Annotated in this window: 29 protein-coding genes; 10 read left to right on the forward strand and 19 right to left on the reverse strand. The window is 70.1% G+C overall.

The genetic code is table 11. The features are described from left to right. Nucleotides 1-110: 110 nt before the first annotated feature. A complete protein-coding gene (rsmI, locus tag ASF43_RS08340) occupies nucleotides 111-1,010 on the reverse strand; it encodes a 16S rRNA (cytidine(1402)-2'-O)-methyltransferase (RefSeq protein WP_056178937.1) in 900 nt (299 codons plus the stop codon). On the opposite strand from rsmI, the gene ASF43_RS08345 reads away from it, so the two are divergent. The 3 genes from ASF43_RS08345 to ASF43_RS08355 are packed head-to-tail and all read left to right on the forward strand — an operon-like array spanning nucleotide 1,010 to nucleotide 2,702. Further along, the gene (locus ASF43_RS08345; protein WP_056178939.1) at nucleotides 1,010-1,402 is read left to right on the forward strand and encodes a YraN family protein; all 393 of its coding nucleotides are present in this window, start codon (nucleotides 1,010-1,012) and stop codon (nucleotides 1,400-1,402) included. The genes rsmI and ASF43_RS08345 overlap by 1 nt on opposite strands. A gap of 50 nt (nucleotides 1,403-1,452) precedes the next feature. Further along, nucleotides 1,453-2,052, forward strand: coding sequence for a phosphoheptose isomerase (locus ASF43_RS08350; protein ID WP_056178941.1), 600 nt, complete (start codon nucleotides 1,453-1,455; stop codon nucleotides 2,050-2,052). Beyond that, nucleotides 2,049-2,702: a BON domain-containing protein gene (locus tag ASF43_RS08355; protein WP_056178944.1), complete on the forward strand. Its 654-nt coding sequence runs from the start codon at nucleotides 2,049-2,051 to the stop codon at nucleotides 2,700-2,702. The genes ASF43_RS08350 and ASF43_RS08355 overlap by 4 nt, the downstream gene beginning before the upstream one ends. 36 nt (nucleotides 2,703-2,738) lie before the next feature. Here ASF43_RS08355 and ASF43_RS08360 read toward each other — a convergent pair whose 3' ends face one another. Then, a complete protein-coding gene (locus ASF43_RS08360; protein WP_056178947.1) occupies nucleotides 2,739-3,641 on the reverse strand; it encodes an NAD(P)-dependent oxidoreductase in 903 nt (300 codons plus the stop codon). Between the two features lie 33 nt (nucleotides 3,642-3,674). Further along, nucleotides 3,675-4,070: a tautomerase family protein gene (locus tag ASF43_RS08365; protein ID WP_056178950.1), complete on the reverse strand. Its 396-nt coding sequence runs from the start codon at nucleotides 4,068-4,070 to the stop codon at nucleotides 3,675-3,677. A gap of 87 nt (nucleotides 4,071-4,157) precedes the next feature. On the opposite strand from ASF43_RS08365, the gene ASF43_RS08370 reads away from it, so the two are divergent. Then, nucleotides 4,158-5,081 carry a LysR substrate-binding domain-containing protein gene (locus tag ASF43_RS08370; protein WP_162241785.1) on the forward strand — a complete coding sequence of 308 codons (924 nt, stop codon included), beginning with the start codon at nucleotides 4,158-4,160 and terminating at the stop codon, nucleotides 5,079-5,081. Here ASF43_RS08370 and ASF43_RS08375 read toward each other — a convergent pair. From ASF43_RS08375 to ASF43_RS08385, 3 genes are all read right to left on the reverse strand, one after another. Then, on the reverse strand, nucleotides 5,078-6,214 hold the full coding sequence (locus tag ASF43_RS08375; RefSeq protein WP_056178954.1) for a PilT/PilU family type 4a pilus ATPase: 1,137 nt from the start codon (nucleotides 6,212-6,214) through the stop codon (nucleotides 5,078-5,080). The genes ASF43_RS08370 and ASF43_RS08375 overlap by 4 nt on opposite strands. 10 nt (nucleotides 6,215-6,224) lie before the next feature. Next, on the reverse strand, nucleotides 6,225-6,863 hold the full coding sequence (locus ASF43_RS08380) for a cyclic nucleotide-binding domain-containing protein (protein ID WP_056179271.1): 639 nt from the start codon (nucleotides 6,861-6,863) through the stop codon (nucleotides 6,225-6,227). An 88-nt stretch (nucleotides 6,864-6,951) separates the two neighbouring features. After that, entirely contained in the window at nucleotides 6,952-7,995 is a 1,044-nt protein-coding gene (locus ASF43_RS08385; protein ID WP_056178957.1) for a type IV pilus twitching motility protein PilT, read from the reverse strand. Between the two features lie 36 nt (nucleotides 7,996-8,031). On the opposite strand from ASF43_RS08385, the gene ASF43_RS08390 reads away from it, so the two are divergent. Beyond that, nucleotides 8,032-8,745, forward strand: a complete 714-nt coding sequence (locus tag ASF43_RS08390) for a YggS family pyridoxal phosphate-dependent enzyme (protein ID WP_056178960.1) — start codon at nucleotides 8,032-8,034, stop codon at nucleotides 8,743-8,745. Between the two features lie 12 nt (nucleotides 8,746-8,757). Here ASF43_RS08390 and ASF43_RS08395 read toward each other — a convergent pair whose 3' ends face one another. The 7 genes from ASF43_RS08395 to ASF43_RS08425 all read right to left on the reverse strand — a co-directional run bounded on the left by ASF43_RS08395 (nucleotide 8,758) and on the right by ASF43_RS08425 (nucleotide 15,760). Next, nucleotides 8,758-9,276, reverse strand: a complete 519-nt coding sequence (locus ASF43_RS08395) for an OmpA family protein (protein WP_056178963.1) — start codon at nucleotides 9,274-9,276, stop codon at nucleotides 8,758-8,760. Beyond that, complete coding sequence (locus ASF43_RS08400) at nucleotides 9,276-10,694, reverse strand: sensor domain-containing diguanylate cyclase (RefSeq protein WP_200932470.1); 1,419 nt, start codon at nucleotides 10,692-10,694, stop codon at nucleotides 9,276-9,278. Before ASF43_RS08400 ends, ASF43_RS08395 begins: the two co-directional genes overlap by 1 nt. Next, entirely contained in the window at nucleotides 10,691-11,212 is a 522-nt protein-coding gene (locus ASF43_RS08405; RefSeq protein ID WP_162241786.1) for a YfiR family protein, read from the reverse strand. The genes ASF43_RS08400 and ASF43_RS08405 overlap by 4 nt, the downstream gene beginning before the upstream one ends. Before the next feature lie 181 nt (nucleotides 11,213-11,393). Continuing rightward, nucleotides 11,394-12,041 (reverse strand): thioredoxin family protein, encoded by a 648-nt coding sequence (locus ASF43_RS08410; protein WP_082497712.1) that lies wholly within the window; start codon nucleotides 12,039-12,041, stop codon nucleotides 11,394-11,396. Nucleotides 12,042-12,061: 20 nt separating this feature from the next. Continuing rightward, on the reverse strand, nucleotides 12,062-14,233 hold the full coding sequence (locus ASF43_RS08415; protein WP_056178968.1) for a protein-disulfide reductase DsbD: 2,172 nt from the start codon (nucleotides 14,231-14,233) through the stop codon (nucleotides 12,062-12,064). Nucleotides 14,234-14,350: 117 nt separating this feature from the next. Continuing rightward, entirely contained in the window at nucleotides 14,351-14,914 is a 564-nt protein-coding gene (locus tag ASF43_RS08420) for a lipocalin family protein (protein WP_056178971.1), read from the reverse strand. A 105-nt stretch (nucleotides 14,915-15,019) separates the two neighbouring features. Then, on the reverse strand, nucleotides 15,020-15,760 hold the full coding sequence (locus ASF43_RS08425) for an alanyl-tRNA editing protein (protein ID WP_056178974.1): 741 nt from the start codon (nucleotides 15,758-15,760) through the stop codon (nucleotides 15,020-15,022). An 85-nt stretch (nucleotides 15,761-15,845) separates the two neighbouring features. On the opposite strand from ASF43_RS08425, the gene ASF43_RS08430 reads away from it, so the two are divergent. The 3 genes from ASF43_RS08430 to ASF43_RS31615 all read left to right on the forward strand — a co-directional run bounded on the left by ASF43_RS08430 (nucleotide 15,846) and on the right by ASF43_RS31615 (nucleotide 17,923). After that, a complete protein-coding gene (locus ASF43_RS08430; protein WP_235578185.1) occupies nucleotides 15,846-16,850 on the forward strand; it encodes a tripartite tricarboxylate transporter substrate binding protein in 1,005 nt (334 codons plus the stop codon). A gap of 100 nt (nucleotides 16,851-16,950) precedes the next feature. Next, entirely contained in the window at nucleotides 16,951-17,682 is a 732-nt protein-coding gene (locus tag ASF43_RS31610) for an FkbM family methyltransferase (protein ID WP_162241787.1), read from the forward strand. Nucleotides 17,683-17,728: 46 nt separating this feature from the next. Further along, on the forward strand, nucleotides 17,729-17,923 hold the full coding sequence (locus tag ASF43_RS31615) for a hypothetical protein (protein WP_056178979.1): 195 nt from the start codon (nucleotides 17,729-17,731) through the stop codon (nucleotides 17,921-17,923). A 1-nt stretch (nucleotide 17,924) separates the two neighbouring features. Here ASF43_RS31615 and ASF43_RS32200 read toward each other — a convergent pair whose 3' ends face one another. The 5 genes from ASF43_RS32200 to ASF43_RS08460 are packed head-to-tail and all read right to left on the reverse strand — an operon-like array spanning nucleotide 17,925 to nucleotide 21,421. Continuing rightward, nucleotides 17,925-18,482 (reverse strand): hypothetical protein, encoded by a 558-nt coding sequence (locus ASF43_RS32200; RefSeq protein ID WP_369803249.1) that lies wholly within the window; start codon nucleotides 18,480-18,482, stop codon nucleotides 17,925-17,927. A 27-nt stretch (nucleotides 18,483-18,509) separates the two neighbouring features. Beyond that, complete coding sequence (locus tag ASF43_RS32205) at nucleotides 18,510-18,974, reverse strand: hypothetical protein (RefSeq protein WP_369803250.1); 465 nt, start codon at nucleotides 18,972-18,974, stop codon at nucleotides 18,510-18,512. 12 nt (nucleotides 18,975-18,986) lie between these two features. Continuing rightward, a complete protein-coding gene (locus ASF43_RS08450; protein ID WP_056178981.1) occupies nucleotides 18,987-19,214 on the reverse strand; it encodes a hypothetical protein in 228 nt (75 codons plus the stop codon). Continuing rightward, entirely contained in the window at nucleotides 19,211-20,182 is a 972-nt protein-coding gene (locus tag ASF43_RS08455; protein WP_056178983.1) for a tripartite tricarboxylate transporter substrate-binding protein, read from the reverse strand. Before ASF43_RS08455 ends, ASF43_RS08450 begins: the two co-directional genes overlap by 4 nt. A gap of 39 nt (nucleotides 20,183-20,221) precedes the next feature. Beyond that, nucleotides 20,222-21,421, reverse strand: coding sequence for a M20 aminoacylase family protein (locus tag ASF43_RS08460; RefSeq protein WP_056178986.1), 1,200 nt, complete (start codon nucleotides 21,419-21,421; stop codon nucleotides 20,222-20,224). A gap of 122 nt (nucleotides 21,422-21,543) precedes the next feature. On the opposite strand from ASF43_RS08460, the gene panB reads away from it, so the two are divergent. Together panB and ASF43_RS08470 are read left to right on the forward strand one after the other, a co-directional pair. Beyond that, nucleotides 21,544-22,413, forward strand: a complete 870-nt coding sequence (panB, locus tag ASF43_RS08465; protein WP_156373224.1) for a 3-methyl-2-oxobutanoate hydroxymethyltransferase — start codon at nucleotides 21,544-21,546, stop codon at nucleotides 22,411-22,413. 8 nt (nucleotides 22,414-22,421) lie between these two features. Further along, complete coding sequence (locus ASF43_RS08470) at nucleotides 22,422-23,012, forward strand: bifunctional 2-polyprenyl-6-hydroxyphenol methylase/3-demethylubiquinol 3-O-methyltransferase UbiG (protein ID WP_056179278.1); 591 nt, start codon at nucleotides 22,422-22,424, stop codon at nucleotides 23,010-23,012. Nucleotides 23,013-23,162: 150 nt separating this feature from the next. On the opposite strand, the gene panC is transcribed toward ASF43_RS08470, so the two are convergent. Beyond that, nucleotides 23,163-23,987, reverse strand: coding sequence for a pantoate--beta-alanine ligase (panC, locus tag ASF43_RS08475; RefSeq protein WP_056178991.1), 825 nt, complete (start codon nucleotides 23,985-23,987; stop codon nucleotides 23,163-23,165). Nucleotides 23,988-24,337: the final 350 nt, after the last annotated feature.

A 24,337-nucleotide genomic window follows, 5' to 3' on the forward strand; every position in this document is an offset into this window, starting at 1 on the left:
TCATCCAGTTGCTGCTACAAGCGCATGCTACAAAGAGGCTTTTAAGGACGCTGTGTAGCTGCGTTACGGATCGTGGGCTTAAACCCCGCCAGCCGCACCAATCCCCTTTCTCAATCCCCCGGCCTGAGCCGCAGCGCCGCCGCGTACAGCGCGTTGCGTGGCTGGCCCGTGATCTCGGCGGCCAGCTTCACGGCCGCCTTCAGCGGCAGTTCCGCGAGCAAGAGCTTCAACACCCGCAGGTCTTCCACCGGTGCTTCGGTCGGCGCGGGGTGCACGACCAGCACGAACTCGCCGCGCGTGCGCGTGGACTGTGCGGCCAGCCAGGGCGCCAGAGCCTCGGCGGCCACACTCGCGATCTCCTCGAACTGCTTGGTCAGCTCGCGCCCAACGGTGACGAGGCGGGAGCCCAGTGGCGCGAGCGCACGCGCCAGTGCCTCGATGCGGTGCGGTGCCTCCAGCAGCACGACCGCGCGCGTTTCGGCCTCGAGCACCTGCACGGCGGCATCGCGCTCGCTGGCCTTGCTAGGCAGGAAGCCCGCGAACACGAAGCCCGCGTCCTCGACGATGCCGGCGACCGACAGGGCCGTGGTCACGCTGCTCGCGCCCGGCAGGGGCACCACGGCAAAGCCCGCAGCGCGCGCGGCCGCGACCAGGCGCGCGCCGGGGTCGCTCAAGGCCGGCGTGCCGGCATCGCTGACATAGGCCACGCGCTGGCCCTGCTGCAGCCGCGCGAGCACGGCCTGTGCGGCCTCGGCCTCGTTGTGCTGGTGCGCGGCCAGCAGCTGGGTGGAGGGCCGGTCCAACCCATAGGCACGCAGCATGCCCTGCGTGTGGCGCGTGTCCTCGCAGGCCACGGCGTCGACCAGGCCGAGCACATGCAGCGCGCGCAGGCCGATGTCGGCCAGGTTGCCGATGGGCGTGGCGACGACGTAGAGTGCCGATTGCGGGTAATGCTGGGCCGCTGCGGCCTCGCGTGCGGCCTGCAGTGCCAAGGCGAAAGAAGCGCTCAATGGGTTTCCTCTGGAAGAACGGTGCGTCGGCCAAGCCCACCACCAAGCAGGCCGGCGACGCCGGCGAAGACGCCGCGCTCGCGCATCTGCATGCCGCTGGCCTGCGCCTGCTGGAGCGCAATTATCGAACCCCGGGCCGTGGGGGCGGCGAGATCGACCTGATCCTGCGCGCGCCCGACGGCACCGTGGTGTTCGTCGAGGTGCGGCGCCGCGCCAGCCGCTCGCATGGCGGCGCGGCCGGCAGCATCGGCCCCGTCAAGCGCCAGCGCATCGTGTTCGCCGCGCGCCACTACCTGATGGGCCAGCGCACGCCGCCGCCTTGCCGCTTCGACGTGGTGCTCATCGAGGCCGGCCGCGTGCAGTGGCTGCAGGCGGCGTTCGACGCGAGCTGATACCCCGTCGCGGCCAGTGGAGACAGGGCGCGGGGGTATCATCCCGCGCCATGCTCGAGCAACGTATACAACAGCATTTCATCGACAGCGCCGACCTGAAGTACCAGTCCGCGCAGGCGCTCAGCAAGCCCATCGCAGCGGCCGTGCAGGCCATCCTGGTCAGCGTGACCAGCGGCGGCAAGGTGCTGGCCTGCGGCAACGGTGGCTCGGCGGCCGATGCCCAGCATTTCGCGGCCGAGTTCGTCGGCCGCTTCGAGCGCGAGCGGCCCGAGCTGGGCGCCATTGCACTGACGACCGACACGTCCATCCTCACGGCGATCGCCAACGACTACGACTTCAACCACGTGTTCTCGCGACAAGTGCGCGCGCTGGGCTCGTCGGGCGACGTGCTGCTGGCCATCACGACCAGCGGCAACTCGGCCAACGTGCTGGCTGCGGTCGAGGCCGCGCACGAGCGCGACATGACGGTGGTGGCGCTGACCGGGCGCGGCGGCGGCAAGATGACCAGCGCGCTGCGCGAGACCGACGTGCACGTCTGCGTGCCGCACGAGCGCACGGCCCGCATCCAGGAAGTGCACCTGCTGGTGCTGCACTGCCTGTGCGACGGCGTCGATTCCCAATTGCTAGGTGACCAGGAAACAAGCGTATGAAGATGATCCCCAAGCGCCTCGTGCTGCTGTCGTTGAGCGCGGCCGCATTGGCAGCCAGCCTGTCGGCCTGCGTGCCGTTGGTCGTGGGTGGCGCCGCCGCTGGCGGTGTGCTGGTGGCGATGGACCGCCGCACCTCCGGCGCGCAGCTGGAAGACGAAGGCATCGAGATGCGCGCGGCCAACCGCATCAAGGAAGCCCTGGGCGACGGCGCGCACATCAACGTGACCAGCTACAACCGCCAGGTGCTGCTGACCGGCGAAGTGGCGACGGCACAGGACCAGAAACGCGCCGAGGAAGTCGCCGCGCGCGTGGACAACGTGCGCACCGTGGTCAACGACCTGGCCGTGATGCTGCCCTCCAGCCTCACGCAGCGTTCCTCGGACGTGCTGATCACCGGCAAGGTCAAGGCCTCGCTGGTCGATGCCAAGGACGTGCAGCTCAACGCCTTCAAGGTGTTCACCGAGCGCGGCGTGGTCTACCTGATGGGCCGCGTCACGCAGCGCGAGGCCGAGCGGGCCACGCAGATCGCACGTGGCGTGGCCAACGTGACCAAGGTCGTGCGTGTGTTCGAGATCTTGAGCGAGGAAGAACTCGCGCGCCTGAACCGTCAGGGCCCCACGCCCCAGCAGGCACCCGCCGCGCCCAGGTAACGCGGCTGCGACGCCCCGCTGCGCGCGGGGCCGGCTTCACTTCAAGCGCGTGATCAGGCTGGACGTGTCCCAGCGCTTGCCGCCGGCCTGCTGCACGTCGGCATAGAACTGATCGACCAGCGCCGTAACCGGCAGGCGCGCACCGTTGCGCTTGGCCTCGTCCAGCACCAGGCCCAGGTCCTTGCGCATCCAGTCCACGGCGAAGCCGAACTCGAACTGGCCATTCACCATGGTCTTGCCGCGGTTCTCCATCTGCCAACTCTGGGCCGCGCCCTTGCTGATGACGGCCAGCACCTGCTCCATGTCCAGGCCCGCCTTCTGGCCGAAGGCAATGGCTTCGGACAGGCCCTGCACCAGGCCCGCGATGCAGATCTGGTTGACCATCTTCGCCAACTGGCCCGCGCCGCTGGCACCCAGCAGCAGGATGGAGCGCGCGAAGGCCTGCGCGACCGGCTCGATGCGGCCATAGGGCTCGGCATCGCCGCCGCACATCACGGTGAGGAGGCCGTTCTGCGCGCCGGCCTGGCCGCCCGAGACCGGGGCGTCGATGAAATGCACGCCGGCCTGCTGCGCCTGGGCATGCAGTTCGCGCGCGACGTTGGCCGAGGCCGTCGTGTGGTCCACGAACACCGCGCCTTTGGCCATGCCGGCCAGCGCGCCTTGCGCACCGAGCACCACCGAGCGCAGGTCGTCGTCGTTGCCGACGCAGCAGAACACGATGTCGGCGCCCTGGGCCGCCTCGCGCGGTGTGGCGGCGGTGCGGCCCTTGAACTCCTCGGCCCAGGCCTGGGCCTTGGCCGCGCTGCGGTTGTAGACCGTGACCTGGTGGCCGGCCAGGGCCAGGTGGCCGGCCATGGGGAAGCCCATCACGCCCAGGCCCAAAAAGGCCACTTTCTGCGCTGCAATGGGGGTGTAGGTGCGAGGGTTGGTGGACGCCATGCCTTGAGTACTCCGTGGAATGAAGCGCGGATTCTAGGAGTCGGTCTCCAGCGTGTACTGCGCAATCCCGTTGCCGAAAGACCAGTTCTCACGCAGCGTCTCGACGAGGTGGATGACCACATCCGACGCGGCGAAGCCTGCATGTTGTTCCGCCTGCTGGGCGATGCGGGCGAACAGCACGCGCTTCTGGTCCCGCGAGCGGCCCGGCGAGCAGGTGATCTGAACCAGCGCCACATGGGTCGTGTGCCGGACGCCCAGGTATGCGGGCGTGCAGACGATCGCGCCTGGCCCATGGCGCGTGACGACCTGGAAGCGGTCGTCTGGCGGCACGTCGAAGGTCTCGGCCAGCGCGGCGTGCACGGCCTGTGACAGGGCCTCGGCATGCGCGTTGGATGTGGCAGTGGGGATGTCGATGCGGACGAATGGCATGGTGCGTTCTCCAAAGGGTTGCGATGGCGGAACTGTGCCCCGCCCACCGCCTGCGCGAAACGCCCCGCGCGGCACAATCCTTGTGCAATGGCTGCACAAGCGATGGAGCAACTGGGCTTCGACGATTTCGATCTGTTCGTGCGGATCGCGCTGACGCGCTCGCTGTCGGTGGTCGCGCGTGAGCGTGGGGTGGCCGCCAGCAGCGTGTCGCGCGCGCTAGCACGCATCGAGGCTGCCTGCGGCCTGCGGCTGGCCCACCGCAGCACGCACGGCCTGGCGCTGACAGAGGAGGGCCAGCTCTTGCTCGAGCACGCGCAGCGCATCCTCAACGAGCGCCGGCAGTTGCAGGCCAGCCTGGGGCCGCGGCGCACGGCCGTCGCGGGCATGGTGCACCTGGCAGTCAGCCGACTGCTGGCCGAGCACCTGGTCGTGCCCAGCCTGCCGCGCCTTCGGGCCGCGCACCCGGAACTGGGCATCGAGCTGCACCTGGGCGACCGCGTGACGAGCATGGCCGAGCAGGGCATCGACATCGCGATCCGCGCCGGCGTGGCACCAGCCGACACGCAGGTCGTGCGCGGCCTGGCGCACTATGGGCGCCGGCTGTATGCGTCAAAGGACTACCTGCAGCGCCATGGCGTGCCACTGAGCGTGGACGCGCTGGCCAAACATGCGCTGATCGGCAACACCGCCTCGCCGGGCCACAACCGCTGGCAGTTCGTCGTCGACGGCGTGCCGCAGGAACTGCAGGTGCAGGGCCTGCTGCGTGCCGACTGCAGCGCGGCCGTGGCCGCACTCGCGCTGGCTGGCGCCGGCATCGCGAGCCTCAACGATCTGGTCGGCCGAGCTTTGGTGCAGCAAGGCCGTCTGCAGCCGCTGCTGGCAAGCATCGTGGTGCCAGGCGCTCACGCGGTGCAGGCGGTGATCCTGGCCGAGCGTCACCGTGCGCCGCGCATCCGCGCCACGCTGGCGCATCTGCAGGCCGCGTTCGCAGCCTGCGCCCAAGACAGCTAAACGATGTGCATGTGCTCGGTGCCGGCCGCCAGGTCCTGGCTCTTGGCACGCTGGCTGTTCAGCTTGATCTGCAGCCGCAGGTCGTTGAGCGAATCGGCGTTGCGCAGGGCGTCCTCGTAGGTGATGACGTTCTGCTCGTAGGCGTCGAACAGCGCCTGGTCGAAGGTCTGCATGCCCAGGTTGCGGCTCTTCTTCATGATCTCCTTGATCTCGGCGACTTCGCCCTTGAAGATCAGGTCGGAGATCAGCGGCGAGTTCAGCATGATCTCGACGGCAGCCGTGCGGCCCCGGCCGTCCTGGCGCGGCACCAGGCGTTGCGAGACGATGGCCTTGAGGTTCAGCGACAGGTCCATCAGCAGCTGGGCGCGCCGGTCTTCGGGGAAGAAGTTGATGATGCGATCCAGCGCCTGGTTGGCGCTGTTGGCATGCAGCGTGGCCAGGCACAGGTGGCCGGTCTCGGCGAACGCGACCGCGTGGTCCATGGTCTCGCGGTCGCGGATCTCGCCCATCAGGATCACGTCGGGCGCCTGGCGAAGCGTGTTCTTCAGCGCCGCCTCCCAGCTCTCGGTGTCCAGCCCTACCTCGCGTTGCGTGATCACGCAGTTCTTGTGCGGGTGCACGAACTCCACCGGGTCTTCGATGGTGATGATGTGGCCGTAGGAGTTGTCATTGCGCCAGTCCACCATGGCGGCCAGCGTGGTCGACTTGCCCGAGCCCGTGGCGCCGACCATGATGCACAGGCCGCGCTTGGTCATCGCGATCTCCTTGAGCGTCTGCGGCATGCCCAGGCCGTCGATGGTCGGCAGCGTGGTCGGGATCACGCGCATCACCATGCCGACCTTGCCCTGCTGCATGAACGCATTCACACGGAAGCGGCCGATGCCACTCGGCGAGATCGAGAAGTTGCATTCCTTGGTGCGCTCGAACTCGGCGGTCTGCCGGTCGCTCATGACCGCACGCGCCAGCGCCATGGTGTGGGCTGGCTGCAGTGGCTGCGGCGAGACCTTGGTGACCTTCCCATCCACCTTGATGCCCGGTGGGAACTCGGCGGTGATGAACAGGTCGCTGCCCTGGCGGCTGACCATCAGGCGCAGCAGGTCGTTGATGAATTTACTGGCCTGGTCGCGTTCCATACGGGCAATCCTAGTTCGGGCGGTCGCTGAAGCGCGCGCTCACGGCACGCAGGCGCAGTGACAGCTTGCGGGCCAGCAGGGCGATCAGCGCAGCCGCCAAGCGCGGGTCGGTGTTCATCATGTCGTCCATCGCCTCGGCGGACAGCGCGGCGATCTCGCATTCATCCAGCGTGGTGCAGGCCGAAAAGCGGATCCCGCTGTCCAGCAGCGACATCTCGCCCAGGATGTCGCCGGGCCGCGTCTCGGCCAGGCGCAGGTGCTCGCCCCAGGGCTGCAGTCGGTCCACCGCGATCGTGCCCTTGAGCAGCACGACCATGAAATTGCCGTACTCGTGCTGGCGGATGACGTCGCGCCCGGCCGGCACCGAGACGAATTGAAAGAAGCGCTCCAGCCGCTCGATCGACAGCGGGTCGAGCTGCTCCATGTTTTTGTCCCTGGCCCACAGTGCCTGCAGCGTGGCGACAGCCGGGGCCGAGGCGATGCGCTTGGCGCCGATCTCCAACGCCCGCGTGTCCCAGGGCACGACGACCGACTCCTCCACACCCTGGCCGGCGAAGGCCGTGGTGAACAGTGTGGAGTCGCCGCTGCGCGTGTCCCTCGCCCGCGGGGCGGCGGGCTCGGCACGCAGGAACCCGAACCAGCTCTTCATGCCCATGCGATCCCGTGCTGCACGGTGCTCACGGGGCAAGAGCCGGCGTCGCCTGCGGTGCGAGCGCCTGCTGGCGGCCGGGCGGCGCTCATCCCGGGAAGTTCTCCGGGATCTTGGCCTTGCCGCGCGCCTCGGCCGCGCTGATCACGTTGCGCCGCACCAGCTCGGTCAGGTTCTGGTCCAGCGTCTGCATGCCCACGCCATTGCTGGTCTGGATCGTGGAATACATCTGCGCGACCTTGGCCTCGCGGATCAGGTTGCGGATGGCGCTGGTGCCCAGCATGATCTCGTGGGCGGCCACGCGGCCCTGGCCGTCCTTGGTCTTGCACAGCGTCTGCGAGATCACGGCCTGCAGCGATTCGGACAGCATCGCGCGGATCATGTCTTTCTCTTCCGCCGGGAACACGTCGATGATGCGGTCGATGGTCTTGGCCGCGCTGGAGGTGTGCAGCGTGCCGAACACCAGATGGCCGGTCTCCGCCGCGGTCATCGCCAGGCGGATGGTCTCCAGGTCGCGCAGCTCGCCGACCAGGATCGCGTCCGGGTCTTCGCGCAGCGCCGAGCGCAGGGCGGCCGAGAAGCTCAGCGTGTGCGGGCCGACCTCGCGCTGGTTGATCAGGCACTTCTTGGACTCGTGAACGAACTCGATCGGGTCCTCGATCGTCAGCACATGGCCGTATTCGCTTTCGTTGAGGTGGTTGACCATGGCCGCCAGGGTGGTCGACTTGCCCGAGCCCGTGGGGCCGGTCACCAGCACCATGCCGCGCGGCTTCAGGGCCAGGTCGCCGAAGATCTTGGGCGCGTTGAGCTGCTCCAGCGTCAGGATCTTGGAGGGGATGGTGCGCAGCACGGCGGCCGCGCCGCGGTCCTGGTTGAAGGCGTTCACGCGAAAGCGCGCCAGGCCGTCGATCTCGAACGAGAAATCGATCTCCAGGAACTCTTCGTAATGCTTGCGCTGGCTGTCGCTCATGATGTCGTACACCATGCCGTGCACCGTCTTGTGGTCCAGCGGGTCGACGTTGATGCGCCGCACATCGCCATGCACGCGGATCATCGGCGGCAGCCCGGCCGACAGGTGCAGGTCCGAGGCCTTGTTCTTCACGCTGAACGCCAGCAGCTGGGTAATGTCCACGAATGCCTCGTCGATTTGGTACGCTCTCGGCCGATTATGACGAGCATCGCTAACAGCCTCCAACAAGTGCGTGCTCGGATTGCTGCAGCATGCGAGCAAATGGGGCGCCCGGCGGACAGTGTCTGCCTGCTGGCAGTCTCCAAGACCCAACCGACCGCCAGCGTGCTCGACGCGATCGCAGCCGGGCAGCAGGCCTTCGGCGAGAACTACGTGCAGGAAGGCGTGGACAAGATCCGCGCCGTGCGGGCCTGGGAAGCCGAGGCCGGTGGCGCCGCGCCGAGCCAGTGGCATTGCATCGGCCCGCTGCAGAGCAACAAGACGCGGCTGCTGGCCGCGCACTTCGACTGGGTGCACAGCGTGGACCGGCTGAAGATCGCCGAGCGCCTGTCCGAGCAACGCCCGCCCGAGCTCGGGCCGTTGCAGGTCTGCCTGCAGGTCAACATCGATGGCGGGCCCAACAAGTCCGGCGTGGTGCCGGCCGACGTGCTGGAACTGGCGCGCGCGGTGGCGGCACTGCCACGGCTGCGGCTGCGCGGGTTGATGACCATTCCCGAGCCGGTCAGCGGTTTCGAGGCCCAGCGCGCTGTGCATGTGCAGGCCCGGCAGTTGTTCGAGGCCGTGCGCGATGCGGGCATTCCAGGTGCAGCCTGGGACACCTTGTCGATGGGCATGACAGGCGACCTCGAAGCGGCTGTGGCGGCCGGCAGCACCATGGTGCGCATCGGCACCGCGGTGTTCGGCGCGCGCTGACTCCGGCGCCGGCTACTGGGCCGGCACGATCACCGACACGCGGCGGTTCTGCAGCCGGCGCTCGGGCGTGTCGTTGCCGGCCACCGGGTGCGCCTTGCCCAGGCCCTGCACGTCGATCTTGGCGCCGCGCAGCCCGGCATCGACCAAGGCCTTGGTCACGGCCAGGGCTCGGCGCAGCGACAGCGCCTGGTTGTAGGCGGCGCTGCCCGTGTTGTCTGTGTGGCCCTCGATGCGGATGGTGTCGATCTGCAGGAAGGCCAGTTCGCGGCCCAGCCGGTCGGCCGTGGTCTGGCTCTCGGCATCGAGCTGGTCCGAATCGGTGTCGAACAACAGCTTGCCGTTCAGCGAGAACTCCCAGCCCGCGTCCGTGGGCCGAAAGCCCAGGGCCTGCAGGGCCTGGGCCCGCGTATGGGGGGCGGGCGGCGCGGCCGGTTTGGCGGCGCAGGCGCCCAGCAGCCAGGCCGTGCCGGCCAGGGCGATTCCCAGGGCGGCCCGGCGCGCGGGCTGGTGCGTGTGCGTGTGGTGTGGCATCAAAGCTCCGGAATCTCGTTTGTTGTGGGGGTCTGGGGCGGGTCCTGGAACACGTGGCTGGTGCCGCGCCGGGTTTTCTTGGCCTGGTACATCGCGCGATCGGCCGCGCGCAGCAGCTGGTCGGCGCTGTGGCCATGCAACGGGTAGACCGCGATGCCGATGCTGACCGAGGGCACGATGCGCTCGCTGCGCGCCGGCAGCGGCGTGTCCATGGACGCCGTGATCTTGTCGGCGATGCGCACGGCGTCGCGCACGTGGTGCACGGGCGCCAGCAGCACGGCGAACTCGTCGCCGCCCAGGCGCGCCACCAGGTCGCCCTCGCGCAGTTGGGCGCGGATGCGCTTGGCCACCTCGACCAGCAGCAGGTCGCCCACCGCATGGCCGTAGCGGTCGTTGACTCCCTTGAACTGGTCGTTGTCCATGTACAGCACCGCGATGCTGGAGCCCTGGGTCTGCGCGTCCTGCAGGATGCGCGCCAGCCGCCGGCTGAAGAAAGCCCGGTTGTACAGGCCGGTCAGGCTGTCATGGTTGGCCAGATGGGTCAGGGAACGGTTTTCCTGGGCCAGCTGGGCCTGCTGCGACTCGATCTCGGTCAGCAGGGCGTTGAAGTCCTCGCCGAGCTGGTGGAACTCGGCGATGCGCGAGGCCGGCGCGCGCTGCGCGGCCACACGCTGCGCGCGGGCCACGTGGGTCATCGCGATCAGCGCCTCGACCGGCTCGACGATGTCGCGTCGCATCCGCCGCGAGGATGCGCGCATGCCCAGGCCCAGCAGCACCAGGCACAGCAGGATGCCGCCGACGGCCGTGGCCAGGAAGCGCGCGAACACCGAGCCGTCGCCGTGCAGCCGCAGCTCGCCGATGGTCCGGCCCTGGTCCAGGATGGGCGCGACCGTGGTGCCGGGCATCAGCAGCGCGGCCAGCTGGTCGCCCACGATGCCGGGCACATCGCGCGCGGCCGTGCCCCCCTGGGGGGTGTAGCGCGCCAGCACCGTGCCGCTGGCGTCCAGCAGCTCGGCATCGCGCAGCGACTCGCGCTGTGCAATCGCCGTCAGCTGTTCCTGGATCGCCTGACGGTCATTGAAGACCACGGCCGCCTCCACCGTGTAGGCGATGGACCGGGCCACGAGTTCCAGGTGGTTCGTGGCATAGGTGCGCAGCGCGAGCACGGCGGCCAGCAGCAGCACCAGTGCCACGGCGCCCATGCTGGCCGCCGCCACGCGCACGTGCGCGCGCTGCAGGGTCTCCAGCAGGCTCAGCCGCTGGGTGCGCGGCAGCGGCGCTTGGCCAAAGGACGGCGTCTGCGGCGCGTGTGCAGGCGCCGGCGTGGGGGCGTGCGCGTCCGCGAGCCCGGGCGCGGCGTCGTCGTCGGTGCCCAGCGGCAACATGACGGCGCCTTCGGGCGGCTCTCCCTGGCTCATGGCGGCGCCTTCCCGGCGGCGCGGCGGCCGAGCTTGAGCACCAGGGGGTGGATGCGCACGGTGCTGCGCGCGACGGCGTCCAGGTTGACCTCGAAGCGCACGCGGCCGGCTGCGGCGTCGCTGTCCAGTCGCACCATGCCGCCCGCCGTGCAGGCGTCCGAGCGTTCGCACACGGTCAGCACGGGCTGGCCGGCCACCGCCGGCAGCAGCGCCAGCCAGCCGCTGGGCTCCAGCGTGCCCACGTAGAGCGCGTCGCATTGGCTCGCCAGTGGCGCCTCTGGCAGCGGGCGGCGCACGCTCACGGGCGCATGGCCGTTGCGCGGCAGGCCCTGCTGCTCCAGGGTGTCGGCCTGCGGGCTGCTGCCCATCAGGCACAGGCGCACCGGGTCAGGCTCCGTCGGCCAGCGGGTGTAGGTGATGATGCCGGCCAGCGTCTCGCGCAGGTCCAGCCCCAGGGCGGCGGGCTGCGCGCGTGCGGGCAAGGCCAGGCAGCAGCACAGGCCGGAGAGAAGCAGCACCAAAGGCCAAGGCAAGCGGCAGCGCGAACGGAAGGCGGCGGGTAGCCCGGGAAACATGGCGGATCGGCTTTGCGGCCCTGACGGTATACAGGGATTCGGTCGATGCTAACAGCAAGACCTCTGTCTTTCCTGCCACTGCGCGATGGCCGACGACCCGGCAGTCGCCAGCCGGCCAGGCGCTTCAGCTCTTGTATTTGATGGTGCAGCCATAGGGCTGCGAGGTCGCCGTGCTGATCGGCTTGCCCGCCAGCGCTTCGTCCAGGCCCTGGCGCACATAGTTGGTTGCGGTCTTGATGTCGCTCACGCGGGCCGACGGGATGCTGTCGATGCCGCCTGCATAGACCAGCGTGCCCTGCGGGTTCACGATGTACATGTGCGGCGTGGTGCGCGCGCCGTAGGCTTTGCCGACCGTGCCTTCCTCGTCCATCAGCGTTGCAGTCGGCGCGCCGGCTTTGGCCTGCATCCAGCCGGCCAGCTGCGTGGGCGCCAGATAGTCCGAGGCCGCTTTCTCGGTCGAGTTCACCGCCAGCCAGACCACGTCCTTGCCCGTGAACTCCTTCTGCAGGCCGGGGATGTTGGCGCTGTCGTAGTGCTTGCGCACGAACGGACAGCCCGGGTTGACCCACTCCAGCACCACCGTCCTGCCCTTGAACTCGGCCAGCGTGCGCGCCTTGCCGCTGGTGTCGGTCAGCGTGAACGCAGGCGCCGGCTGGCCGACCGCGGCCGCGGCATGCGCCTGGCCGGCCAACAGGCTGGCCGCGGCCAGGCTGGCGCTGGCCAGCAGCACCAGGTGGCGCCGGGGCGAGGAGAGGCGGATGGCAAAGGTCATGTCGGCTCCTTGAGGCGGGTTCACAGACGGGCGATGGCCGAGCGCAGCTCGCCCACGCCCAGGATCTCGGACAGCACCACGGGCGCGGCGCCTGGCTTGTACAGCACGTACACCGGCACACCACTGCGGCCCAGCTGCTTGAGCGCGGCCGTGATGGCCGGGTCGCGCCGCGTCCAGTCGGCGCGCAGCAGCTGCACCTTGCGGGCGTCCAGGTCGGCCAGCACCTGGTCGTTGGCCAGCGTGGTCTTCTTGTTGTACTGGCAGGTCACGCACCAGGCGGCCGTGAAGTCCACCATGACGGGCTGGCCCTGCGCCAGGATCTGCTCGACGCGGCCCGGCGCCCAGGCCTGCCAGCGCTCGCCGGCCCGGGCCGTGGTCGCGGCCTCGACCGGGCGCAGCACGGCGGGGCCCAGCCAGGCCAGCATCAGTGCCGCCAGCAGCGCGGTGGCCGTGCCCATGACCACGCGCGTGCGGCCGGAGAGCCCCAGCGCCCAGGCCACAGCCGCCAGCGCCACGAGCAGCATCAGCAGGGCCGCCGCGCCATCGATACCGCTCTGCTGGCCCAGCACCCAGACCAGCCAGGCAACGGTGGCGAACATCGGGAAGGCCATGAGCCGGCGGAAGACGTCCATCCACGGCCCCGGGCGCGGCAGCAGCCGCGCCAGCGCAGGCGCCAGGCTGGCCGCCAGGAATGGCAGCGCCATGCCCAGGCCGACCGCGGCGAAGACGAGCAGCGCCTCGCCGGCCGGCAGCGCGACCGCAAAGCCCATGGACGCGCCCATGAACGGCGCCGTGCACGGCGAGGCGATGGCCACGGCCAGCACGCCCGACAGGAAGGCATTGGCGGCCGGGCGCCTGGACTCCAGCGATGCCACGCGGCCCGGCAGGAACTGGCCGAACTCGAACAGGCCCGCCAGATTCAGCCCCATCAGCGTGAACAGCACGGCCAGCGCTGCGACCACGCCGGGGGACTGCAACTGGAAGCCCCAGCCGAGTTGCTCGCCGGCCGCGCGCAGCGCCAGCAGCAGCCCACCCAGCGCCACGAACGACAGCACCACGCCGGCGCTGTAGGCCAGCCCGTCCACGCGCAGCGCGCGCGCAGCAGCCTGCGGCGTACCCGTGCGCGCCTCGGCATGGCGCGCAAAACCCAGCATCTTGATCGCCAGCACCGGGAACACACAGGGCATGAAGTTCAGGATCAGGCCGCCGAGCAAAGCACCGACCAGTGCTGCGATCCAGCCGATCTGCAGGCCGGCGTCTGCGGGCGCGGCCGTGGTGGCCGCGTTCGCGTCCAGCGCCGCCTGCAGCTGCGGCGACACCGCCACCGGCGTGGCGCCACGCGGCCAGTCGCTGGTCACGCGGGCCTCGGCACGCCAGGCCAGGCGCTGGCCGGCATCGTCCAGCGCCACGACCACGGGCATGGGTTGCGGGCTCTGGCTGCGCTGGCTGGACAGCGGCACGCGCGCCGTCCAAACGTCGCCGGCCCAGGCCTGGGTCCAGGCGCCGGCGGTCTCGATGACTTCGGGCGTCTCGGGGAAGAACTCCAGCGTCTTGCCGTGCAGCGCGGCCGGCAGGCCGGCCAGCTTGACCTCGATCGCATCGCCGGCGATGTCCACCGTGCTGCCCGCGCCCAGCGGCCTGGGTTGCGCGGCGAATGCGCCCTCGAACGCGGCGGTGTGCAGCGCCGTGGAGCCGCGCAGGGGCAGCTTCAGCGTGAACTCGCCCTCTTCGGGAATGCACTCCTTGCGGCAGACCAGCCAGGCAGCGCGCAGCTTGACCTCGATCTGGCTGGCCAGTGCCGGGGCCTTGAAGTCTGGCGTGACCGTGAGCGGCACGGGCAGCAGCACCGTGCCCTCGTAGCCGTAGTTGGCCAGCGAACCGATCGGGATCTTGCGCGGCACGGGCCAGGCGATGTCGCCGGCAGCCAGGCCGGCGGGCAGCTGCCATTCCAGCGAGGTCGGCAGGCCGGAATCGCCCGAGTTCTTCCAATAGGTGTGCCAGTCGGGCTTGTGGGTCAGCGACAGGCCCAGCCACAGCGGCTTGCCCGGCTCCACGCCCTCGGGCGCATGCGCGACCAGTTCGGCGCGCACCTGCGGCGTGACGACGACGGCCTTGTCGGCCTGGGCCGAGGCCGGCGTGGCCGACCAGCCGAGGGCGCAGGCGGCAGCGATGAGGAACGAGCGAAAGGGCATGTCGGGGCAGTGGCAGGAGCGACGGTGAGAACGCATGCGCACCCTGAAGTTCCAGCGCGCGCCGGAGCCGGCGATTCTGCCAGCGGCCCTGCCGCGCCTGCCCAATCCCCTGCGCCCTCAGCGGCTGGCTGCGGTGCCTGCGCTCTGCGGCACGCGCACCAGCTCGCGCGTGTCGTAGCCCATGGCGCCGACCCGCTGCACCAACTGCTGGTAGTCGGCGTCGGGCACGGTCGGCGTGCGGGCCATGATCCAGACATAGTCGCGCTTTTGGCGCGCCACGATCACCTGGCCGCCCTGGGGCGCCAGCCAGGCGATGCGGTAGTCGGCCTTGATCGGCCAGATGAACTGCACGCCCCAGACCGCGTTGTCCCCGCCCTGCACGAAGCCGCGCGAGCCCAACTGGTGTTCGCTGCCGCCCGGGCTCCTGCGGTAGCGGAAGTCGATGTCGATGCTGCCGTCCGGCCGCAGGGTATAGGTCTCGACGGCGTCGACCGCGCCCTTTTCGAGAAAGGTCGGGATGCTTGCGATCACATACCAGCGGCCCATGAAGGCCGGCAGGTCGACCGGGCTGGCGCTGGGCAGGGGCAGGGCGGGCGGGCGCGTCATCGTGCTGCCGCAGGCGACCAACGTGGCGCCGACGGCGGCCGCGCCGATCAGCAGGGCCAATTTGCGAGTTTGCATGGAGAAGCCTTTCGATTCGGAAACGCACAGGCTGCATGGCAACGCGCGGGGCGCGGTACGGCGGCTGCGCCGTCCATGGGTCAGCCGTGGCGCTGACCTGGCGGTTCAGGCAAAGCCCAGCACGACCCTGCGGGTCGTGGCGCTCTTCTTCTCGATCTTGGTGACCACGACGGCGCCGATGTCGGCCGTGTTCGCCACATGGGTGCCACCGCAGGGCTGCAGGTCGACCAGCGTGTCCGTGCCGATGCGGATGGTGCGCACCACGCCGCTGCCGCGCGGGGGCGACACCGACATGCTTTTCACCAGCGCCGGGTTCGCGTCCAGCTCGGCATCGGTGATCTCGCCGACCACCACGGGATGCGCTGCCGCGACCAGGTGCGCGATGCCCACTGTCAGCGCGTCCTTGTCCAGCGGATCGGTCATGTTGAAGTCCAGCCGCGCGTAGTCCGGCGTGATGGAGCAGCCGTTCACGAGCTGCGGCACCAGGTGGCACAGCAGGTGCGTGGTGGTGTGAAAGCGCATCAACCGGTGCCGGCGCTCCCAGTCCACCTCGGCCAGCAGCGCCATGCCGGGTGACAGGTGGGCCAGCAGGGCCTCCTGGCCCGGCGCCGGCACATGGCAGATCGCGGCCGTGGGCCGGCCTTCGTCGTCCTTGCCCTTGCGCGTGTCGGCAATGGCCAGCCGCTGGCCGTCCGCCAGCTGCAGCCAGCCCGTGTCGCCGGCCTGGCCGCCGCCCAGCGGGTAGAACACCGTGCGGTCCAGCACGATGCCCTGGGGCGTGAGGGCAGCGACGGTGGCCGTGGTCTGGCGCAGATAGGCATCCTGGCGAAAGAGGTCCTGGGTCATGGTGTGCGTGGGTGGTGGGGTCGGGCGGCAGCGGGCGGCTGCTATCCTGCCGCCGATTCTGACAACAACAGCCGAGGAGACGACGATGGCCCCCTTCCTTCCTGCCGCAGCGCGTGGCACGCGGCGCCTGGCCGTGCTGGCCGGCATGGCCGCCACGCTGGGCCTGGCCCTGCCCGCTGCGGCCCAGACCTGGCCCACGGCCAAGCCCATCCGGCTCATCGTCGGCTTTCCGCCCGGCGGCGGCATCGACTTCGCGGCGCGCACCGTGCAGGTGCCGCTGCAGGAGCTGCTCAAGCAGCAGATCATCGTGGAGTACAAGCCCGGCGTTGGCGGCATGCTGGCCGCCACCGAGCTGACCCGCGCCGCGCCCGACGGCTACACGCTGCTGCTGGCCAACACCGGCCCGTTCGCCATCGCGCCCTATCTGCAGGCCAGGATGCCCTACGACCCGCTGCGCAACTTCAGCTACATCGGCCAGATCAGCCAGGGCAGCTACATCGCCGTCACCCGGCCCGACCACCCGGCCAACACGCTCAAGGAGTTCGTCGACTGGGCGCGCACCAACGCGGGCAAGGTCAACTTCGCCTCGGCCGGCAAGGGCTCGTCCACCCACCTGAACGGCGAGCTGCTGAACCAGGTGACCGGGCTGGACATCACGCACGTGCCGTACAAGGGCAGCGCCCCCGCCGTGCAGGACCTGATCGGCGGGCAGACGCAGCTGCTGATCGACGCCGGCACCGTGCTGCTGCCGCAGGTCAAGGGCGGCAAGCTCAAGGCCCTGGCCGTGACCGGCGCCAGGCGCGACCCGCAGCTGCCCGAGGTGGCCACCGCCGCCGAGCAGGGCCTGCCCGGCGTGCAGTCCATCGGCTTCCAGGGCATCGTGGGCCCGGCCAATATGCCACGCGAGATCGTCGAGCGGCTGGCCGCCGAGCTCGGCAAGGTGCTGGCCATGCCCGACGTGCAGGCCAAGTTCGCGGCCGCAGGAGCCGAGGTCCATTACCAGGGGTCTGACGCATTTGCGGCGTTCGTGAAGTCCGACAACGAGAAGTGGGCCAAGCTGATCCGCGAGCGCAAGATACAGCCGGACTGAGCGCTCCACCCGCCGTTCGCGCGCCACGTGGGTCGCGGGCGCCTCTTCGATCCGCCGACCGGCGGCCATGTTCTGCAACACCGTTGAAGGAACCAGGTCCATGAGCATCCGATCGACCATCAGGGCCGCATTGCGGCAAACCGGCTTCGACATCGTGCGCTACGTGCCCGAGATGGACCGCCCGTTTCCTGTCCTGCCCATGCTCGTGCGCGAGCGGCTGGCGCGCAACCCGGACTTCTTCTTCGTGCAGGTCGGGGCCAACGACGGCATCCTGGACGACCCGCTGCGCGAGCTCATCCATACCCACCACTTCCCCGGCCTGTTGATCGAGCCGTTGCCGGACCTGTTCGAACAGCTCAAGCGCAACTACCAGGACGAGCCACAACTCGTGTTCGCGAACGTGGCCATCCTGGACCGCGAAGGATCGGTCCAGATCCACCGCGTGCGCAGCGAGGCCGACGTGCCGGAGCACTGGCACGGCATTGCCAGCTTCAATCGCGCGAACCTGCTGTCGCAGGGGGTTCTGCCCGAGCACATCAAGGTGGAGTCGGTCATGGGCACCACGTTCGGCAGCCTGCTGGCCCAGCATGGCGTCGGCGCCATCGGCCTGCTGCAGGTCGACACCGAAGGCTACGACTACGAAGTCATCAAGGCGGCGCTGACGGCCGGCATCTTCCCCGAGATGATCAACTACGAGCATTGCTGGCTGGTGCCGCACGTGCGCCTGGCCTGCAAGCAGTTGCTCCATCAGCACGGCTACCAATTCGTCGAGGTGGGCAAGGACACGGTGGCCGTGCGCGCTGCTTCAGAGAGCGCGCCCGTCGCGGCCTGAGACATGTGCGCGTGGCCCTTACATCTGCCTGTGGGACGCGTGGACCGTGCGCCAGCAGGGCACCCTGGTCTACCTGTTGGCGCTGGGCGTGTTCATCGCGGGCTGCGGCCGGCTGCTATCGATCGGCAAGGTTGGCCTGCCGGAGCCGCACGCGGTCTGGCTGGCCTACCTGATCCCGGAGCTGGTGGTGCCCATCGTGATGGCGATCGCGCACATGCGCACCACGTCCGGCGGGCATTGATTCAGGGCGAGCTGCCTGTCGGTGCCGGCAGGTGACGCGTGAAGAACGCCGCCACCTTGCGGTCCAGCTCCGGCAGCAGCTTGCGGTCGAAGCCAGGCCGGTCGTTCAGCAGATCGCCAACGGAGCCCGTCAATCCGGGTGGCAGTGGCGACAGCATGGCGCCGTGGCCTGCGGCCGGCAGGTTCGCCAGGTGCTCGCAGGATGTGCAGGCCTTTAATACGCGGCCACCGTGCCAGTGCGGTGGCAGCCAGCGGTCTTGTTGCGCGGTCACCAGCGCCAGGGGCACGCGCGGCGTCGCGAGCGAGGCCGGGTCGAAATCGGAGGCCAGCGGCACCATCGCCACCGCCGCGGCAATGCGCGGGTCGTGGTGCGTCTTCGGCTGATCGTCACGGAACTTCCAGCGCAACACGGTGCGCACGGCCCACTTTTTGAGGCCATCGGCCCAGCCCCCGGTCAGCCGCGTGAACAGGCCGGCGCAGCCGGGAAAGTCGTCTTCCAGATGCGCGTTGCAATGGCGCTGGAAGCGGGCCGGCGACCAGTTGCCGCCCGCCAGCGTCAAGGCCGTGTGCCCGCCGGCCGATCCGCCTCAGAGGCCGACCCGGTCCAGCGCCAGCAACGGGGCGAAGCGCGCGTCGCGGCCCAATGCGTCGATGGTGCGCGACACCTCGGCCGGGCTCTGCGCCCAGCTGTCGGGGCCGACACCGCTGATGGCCGTGTGGTTGTCGCCGCGGTGCTGCGGCAGCGCGACCACGAAGCCGGCCTCGACCAGGCTCTGCGCCAGGTCATGGTGCACCCAGGGCGAGCCGCCCGAGCCGTGCGACAGCACGACCAGCCGACCGTTGCCGCGCGCCGGCGTGGCCTGCTGGGCCACCTGCAGCGCGAACGGGCCGCGCATGACGGTGCGGCTGGGCGATGCAGTCGGGTAATAGAGCGTGATGGGGCCGTCTTCGGCCGAGGCGTCGATCTGCGCGAGGCCCATGGCGGCGTGGGCCGAAGCGGCGGCTGCCAGGGTCAGCGCGCACAGGGCCTTCAGGCGGTAGGAGGTCCACATGGTGTCGCCCCTTCAACGCGCCTTGCGCGCGTAGTTCTCGCGCACATGCTGGCTGATGTAGGTGCTGAGCCCGCGCCCGGCCAGCGCCAGCCGCTGCATCTCGGCCACCGCCAGCGCCCCCGGCGCGCTTGCGTCGTACACGTAGGTTTCGCCACCGCGAAAACGCACCGTGATCCGCCCCGGTGCGATGGCGTAGGCCACCACACCGGAATCGCCGCCGAGGTTCGCGTAGCGCTTCACTCCACCGTCGCGCCCGAGGCCTTCACGATCATGCCCGCGTTGTCCCAGTCGGCGCGCAGCAGCTTGTTGAAATCGTCCACGGGCATGGCCTTGGACTCCACGCCCAGGCGCGCCAGGCGCTCCTGCACCACGGGGTCGGCCAGCACCTTCTGCATGGCGGTGTTGATCTTGTCGATCTCGGCGCGCGGCAGCGCGGCCGGGGCCAGCAGGCCGAACCAGGAGTCGAAGCTCCAGCCCGGCAGGCCGCTCTCGGCGGCGGTGGGCAGGTCGGCGATGAAGCGCGAGCGTTCCTTGCCGGTGTAGGCGATGAACTTCACGCGCGGGTCGTCCTTGAACTGCATCACGCCGATGGTCGACGAGGTGACGGCCTGCACGCGGCCGGCCAGCACTTCGTTGACCGCCTCGCCCGTGGACTTCATCGGGATGTGCTGCATCTGCAGGCCGGCCTTGGCGGCGAACGAGGCCATGCCCAGGTGCGTGGCGCTGCCATTGCCGGCCGATGCATAGTTGAACGCGCCGGGCTTGGCCTTCACGGCGTCGATGAACTGCCTGGTCGTGCCGGCGTTCAAGGACGAGGCCGCCACCACCACGTAGCCCGAGTTGCCGATGTAGCTCACGCCCACGAAGTCCTTGAGCGGCGCGTAGTCGAGCTTCTTGTACAGGTGGCCGACGAAGTGGTGGCTGGCGGCGGCCAGTACCAGCGTGTTGCCGTCGGGTGCGGCCTTGGCCACCATGCCGGTGCCGACCGAGCCGCCAGCGCCGGCGCGGTTTTCCACGATCACGCTGGCGCCCAGGGCCTGGCCCAGCTCGCTGTTGAAGGCACGGGCCACGGTGTCCTGCACCGCGCCGGTGCCGAACGGCACGACGAGGCGGATCACGCGCTGGGCCTGGGCCGGCGTGGCCGCGGCCAGGCCGAGCAGGCTGGCGGCCAGCAACGGCAGCAGGCGTGGGAGGAAAGCACGGGTCATGAAAAAAGCTCCTGTGTGAATGTCCGTCGAGGCCTGCAACTAGCGTGCCGGGTCCAGCCAGCGCTGCACCAGCCGCACGAAGTAGCTGGCGCCCACCGGAATGATGTCGTCGTTGAAGTCGTACGAGGTGTTGTGGATCACGCAGGGCCCGGGGCCGTGGCCGTCCAGCCGGTGGTCGCCGTCGCCGTTGCCCAGGAAGGCGTAGCAGCCCGGCCGCACCATCAGCATGTGGGCAAAGTCCTCGGCCGCCAGCACGCCGGGCAGCGCGTCGTCCACCATCGCGTCGCCCACGATCTCGCGCATCACGCCGGCGGCGAACGCGGCCTCGGCCGCGTGGTTCACCACCGGCGGCGAGGCGCGGCGAAAGGCGATGTCCACCGTGCACTCGTGGGCCGTGGCGATGTGCGTGGCCAGGTGGCGCAGGCGGGCCTCGATCCTGTCCAGCGCATCGAGCGAGAAGGTGCGCACCGTGCCGCCGACCCAGGCGCTGTCGGGGATGACGTTGGGCGCGTCCGAGCCCTGGATCTGCGTCACGGCCAAGAGCGCGCGTTCGGTGCTGGCGATGGTGCGCGCCAAAAGGCTGCGCAGCGCCTGGGCAATCTCCAGCACCGCGCCCACCGGGTCCACACCGGTGTGCGGCATCGACGCATGCGTGCCGCGCCCGTGCACGGTGATGCGGTAGGTATTGCTCGACGCCATCAGTGCGCCCGGGTTCAGCGCGAAGCTGCCGACCCGGCCCACGTTCATGTTGTGCAGCGCGAATACCGCATCGCACGGGAAGCGCTCGAACAATCCCTCGTCGATCATCTTCTTCGCGCCGGCCTTGCCCATCTCCTCGGCCGGCTGGAAGATGAAGTGCACCGTGCCCGCGAAGTCGGGCCGCTGCGCCAGGTGCCAGGCCGCGGCCAGCAGCATGGTGGTGTGGCCGTCGTGGCCGCAGGCGTGCATCTTGCCGGGCTGGGTGGAGCGGTGGGCGAACTGGTTGGCCTCGTGCAGCGGCAGCGCGTCCATGTCGGCGCGCAGGCCTATCGTGCGGGTGCCGGGCTGGTTGCCGCGCAGCACGCCCACCAGGCCCGTGCCCGCGATGCCGCGGTGCACGGCGATGCCCCATTCGGCCAGCAGGCCAGCCACGGTGTCGGAAGTGCGCTGCTCCTCGAAGCCGAGCTCGGGGTGGGCATGGAGGTCGCGCCGGATCGCGCGAAAGCGGCTCGCGTCGGCGAAGCTGTCGATGAGGTGCATGGCGTGGTGGTGGCGGTCGTGCGGCGCCGACCTTAGCAGAGGCCAGCCGCTAAGATGCGCCGCCTTGCGCCGGGCGGCTGCTTGGCACCGTCCCGATCATCTGTTCCAAGGAGACAGCGCCCATGTCCAGCTCCACGACTTCTCCGTATGGCGGCCTGCCCGTCGGCGGCCCAGGCCCGCGCAAGCCGCTCACGCTGCCGCGCCTGGCCGAGATGCGCGCGCGCGGCGAGAAGATCGCCATGCTGACGGCCTACGACGCCACCTTCGCGGCCATGGCCGACGCCGCCGGTGTCGACTGCCTGCTGGTCGGCGATTCGCTGGGCATGGTCTGCCAGGGCCTGCCCAGCACCGTCGGCGTGAGCCTGGAGACCATGCGTTACCACACCGAGAGCGTGGCGCGCGGCCTGCAGCGCGTGCAGGGCGCGGCCTGGCTGATTGCCGACATGCCGTTCGGCAGCTACCAGGAATCGCGCGAGCAGGCGCTGCGCAGCGCCACCGTGCTCATGCAGGCCGGCGCGCAGATGGTCAAGCTCGAAGGCGGCGGCTGGACCACGGAGACCGTGCGCTTCCTGGTCGAGCGCGGCATTCCGGTATGCGCCCACCTGGGCCTCACGCCGCAGACCGTGCACGCGCTGGGCGGGTACCGTGTGCAGGGCAGGGGCGAGCAGGCCGCTGCGGTGCTGACCGAGCAGGCGCGGGCCCTGCAGGACGCGGGCGCGACGCTGCTGGTGCTGGAGATGGTGCCGGCCGCGCTGTCGGCCACGCTCACGCAGCAGCTGGCGCACTGCGCCACCATCGGCATCGGCGCGGGCCAGGGCACGGCCGGCCAGGTGCTGGTGCTGCACGACATGCTGGGCATGAACCTGGGAAAGATGGCGAAGTTCGTGCGCAACTTCATGCTGGATGCACCGGGGATCGCCGACGCGTTGGCGGCCTATGTGCGGGCGGTGAAGGACGGCAGCTTTCCCGACGACGCCGTGCACGCCTGGTGAGCGACGGCATGCAGGCCGATCCCTGGCTCGACCCCTGGCTGCAGATGGTCCGCCGCCATGCCGCCGGTGCGCCGGTGCTGGAGATCGGCTGCGGCACGGGCGCGGACACCGCGACCCTGGTGGCCGCCGGTCTGCAGGTTGTCGCGTTCGACCGGTCGGCCACGGCGGTGGCAGCGGCACGCCTGCGCGTGCCGGCCGCCACGGTCCTCGTGCGCGACCTGCGTGAGGACTTTCCGGCGGCGGTGCAGGGCACGGGCGTCGTCATCGCCAGCCTCAGCCTCCACTACTTCGCATGGGACGAGACCGTCCGCCTGTTCGACCAGGTGCGGCAGGCCCTGAAGCCCGGCGGGCTGTTCTTGTGCCGGCTGAACTCCACCGAGGACATCCACTTCGGCGCGCAAGGCCACCCCGAGATCGCGCCGAACTACTACCTGGTCGATGGCGTGCCCAAGCGCTTCTTCGACCGGGCCTGCGTCGAGGCACTGCTGGCATCGGGCTGGCAGCTGCAAGCCCTGGCGCACAAGCGCACCGGCAAGTATCTGCGGCCCAAGGCGCTGTGGGAGCTGGTGTGCACCAAGGGCGACAGCCCCGGGTCGTAGCGACCCGAGCACTGCGCCGGCCTGCTGGCCCGCTTGCCGGCCCACGTGCAGTACGCGCAGCGCGCCGATGCTGCCCTTGGTGCGGCCGGGCGAGGCGCGTGCGTGGCGGCGCCGGCGCGCTCCGTCTGTGCGGACGGCATGCGGTGGCCCTCACAGCTCCAGGTTGTCGATCAGCCGGGTGGTGCCGATCTTCGCCGCCGCCACCACCACCAGCGCGTCGCCCGCGTCCAGCGGCGCGGCCAGGTCGGTGCGGCGGCGCACGGCCACATAGTCGGGCTGCCAGCCGCGGTCGCGCAGCGCTTGCATGGCAGTGGCTTCGGCGCGGGCGATGGCGCTGCGGTCGCTGCGAACGGCCTCCACCACCGCCAGCAGCTGCTGGCGCAGGGCCAAGGCCTCGGCGCGCTGCGTGTCGCTGAGGTAGCCGTTGCGCGACGAAAGTGCCAGCCCGTCCTCGGCCCGCACCGTCTCGCCGCCCACGATCTCGATCGGCATGGCGAAGTCGCGCACCATGCCCTCGATCACGCGCAGTTGCTGGTAGTCTTTCTTGCCGAACAGCGCCACGCCGGGCTGCACGATCTGGAACAGCTTCATGACCACCGTGCACACGCCCGTGAAGAAGCCGGGCCGGAACTCGCCCTCCAAGATGTCGCCCAACCCGGCGGGCGGGTGCACCTTGTAGCTTTGCGGCACGGGGTACATCTCGCGCTCGTCGGGCGCGAAGACGAGGTCGCAGCCCGCGCCCTGCAGCAGCTCGGCATCGCGCGGCAGCGTGCGTGGGTAGCGATCGAAGTCCTCGTGCGGCGCGAACTGCAGCCGGTTCACGAAGATGCTGGCCACCACCGGCCGGCCGGTCGCCTTGGCCTGGCGCACCAGTGCCAGGTGGCCCTCGTGCAGGTTGCCCATGGTGGGCACGAAGGCCGGCCGCGGCCCGGCAAGGGCCTGGCGCAGTTCGGCGATGTGGTGCACGACTTGCATTTCGACATGTCTCCAGAAAAACCAGGAGTGTGGGCCAGCGCGTGGCGTTACATCCGCACTCGGGTGAGCAAACATCTTCACTGCGGCGCTGGGCGCTGGCACGGCCGCGTCAGGCCAGGGGTCGCGTCGCAGTGTCGGGATTCTCCATGGTGCCAGGGCGTCGGCGTCGCCGGGCTGCAGCATCCTGCGCCGTTGGCCGAGAAGGGCGCGCCAGCCCACGATCTGATGGCGCTCTTGCGCCAGCGGCCTCGACTGCCATGCGGCTCTGCCGGCGAAGTCGAAAGGGCAGGATCGGAGTGGGAGTGAGCGTCCCCGTTCGACGTGTCCCGGAGACCACCCATCGAACATGT

Source organism: Pseudorhodoferax sp. Leaf267 (genome assembly GCF_001422405.1).
Classification (GTDB): Bacteria; Pseudomonadota; Gammaproteobacteria; order Burkholderiales; family Burkholderiaceae_C; genus Pseudorhodoferax.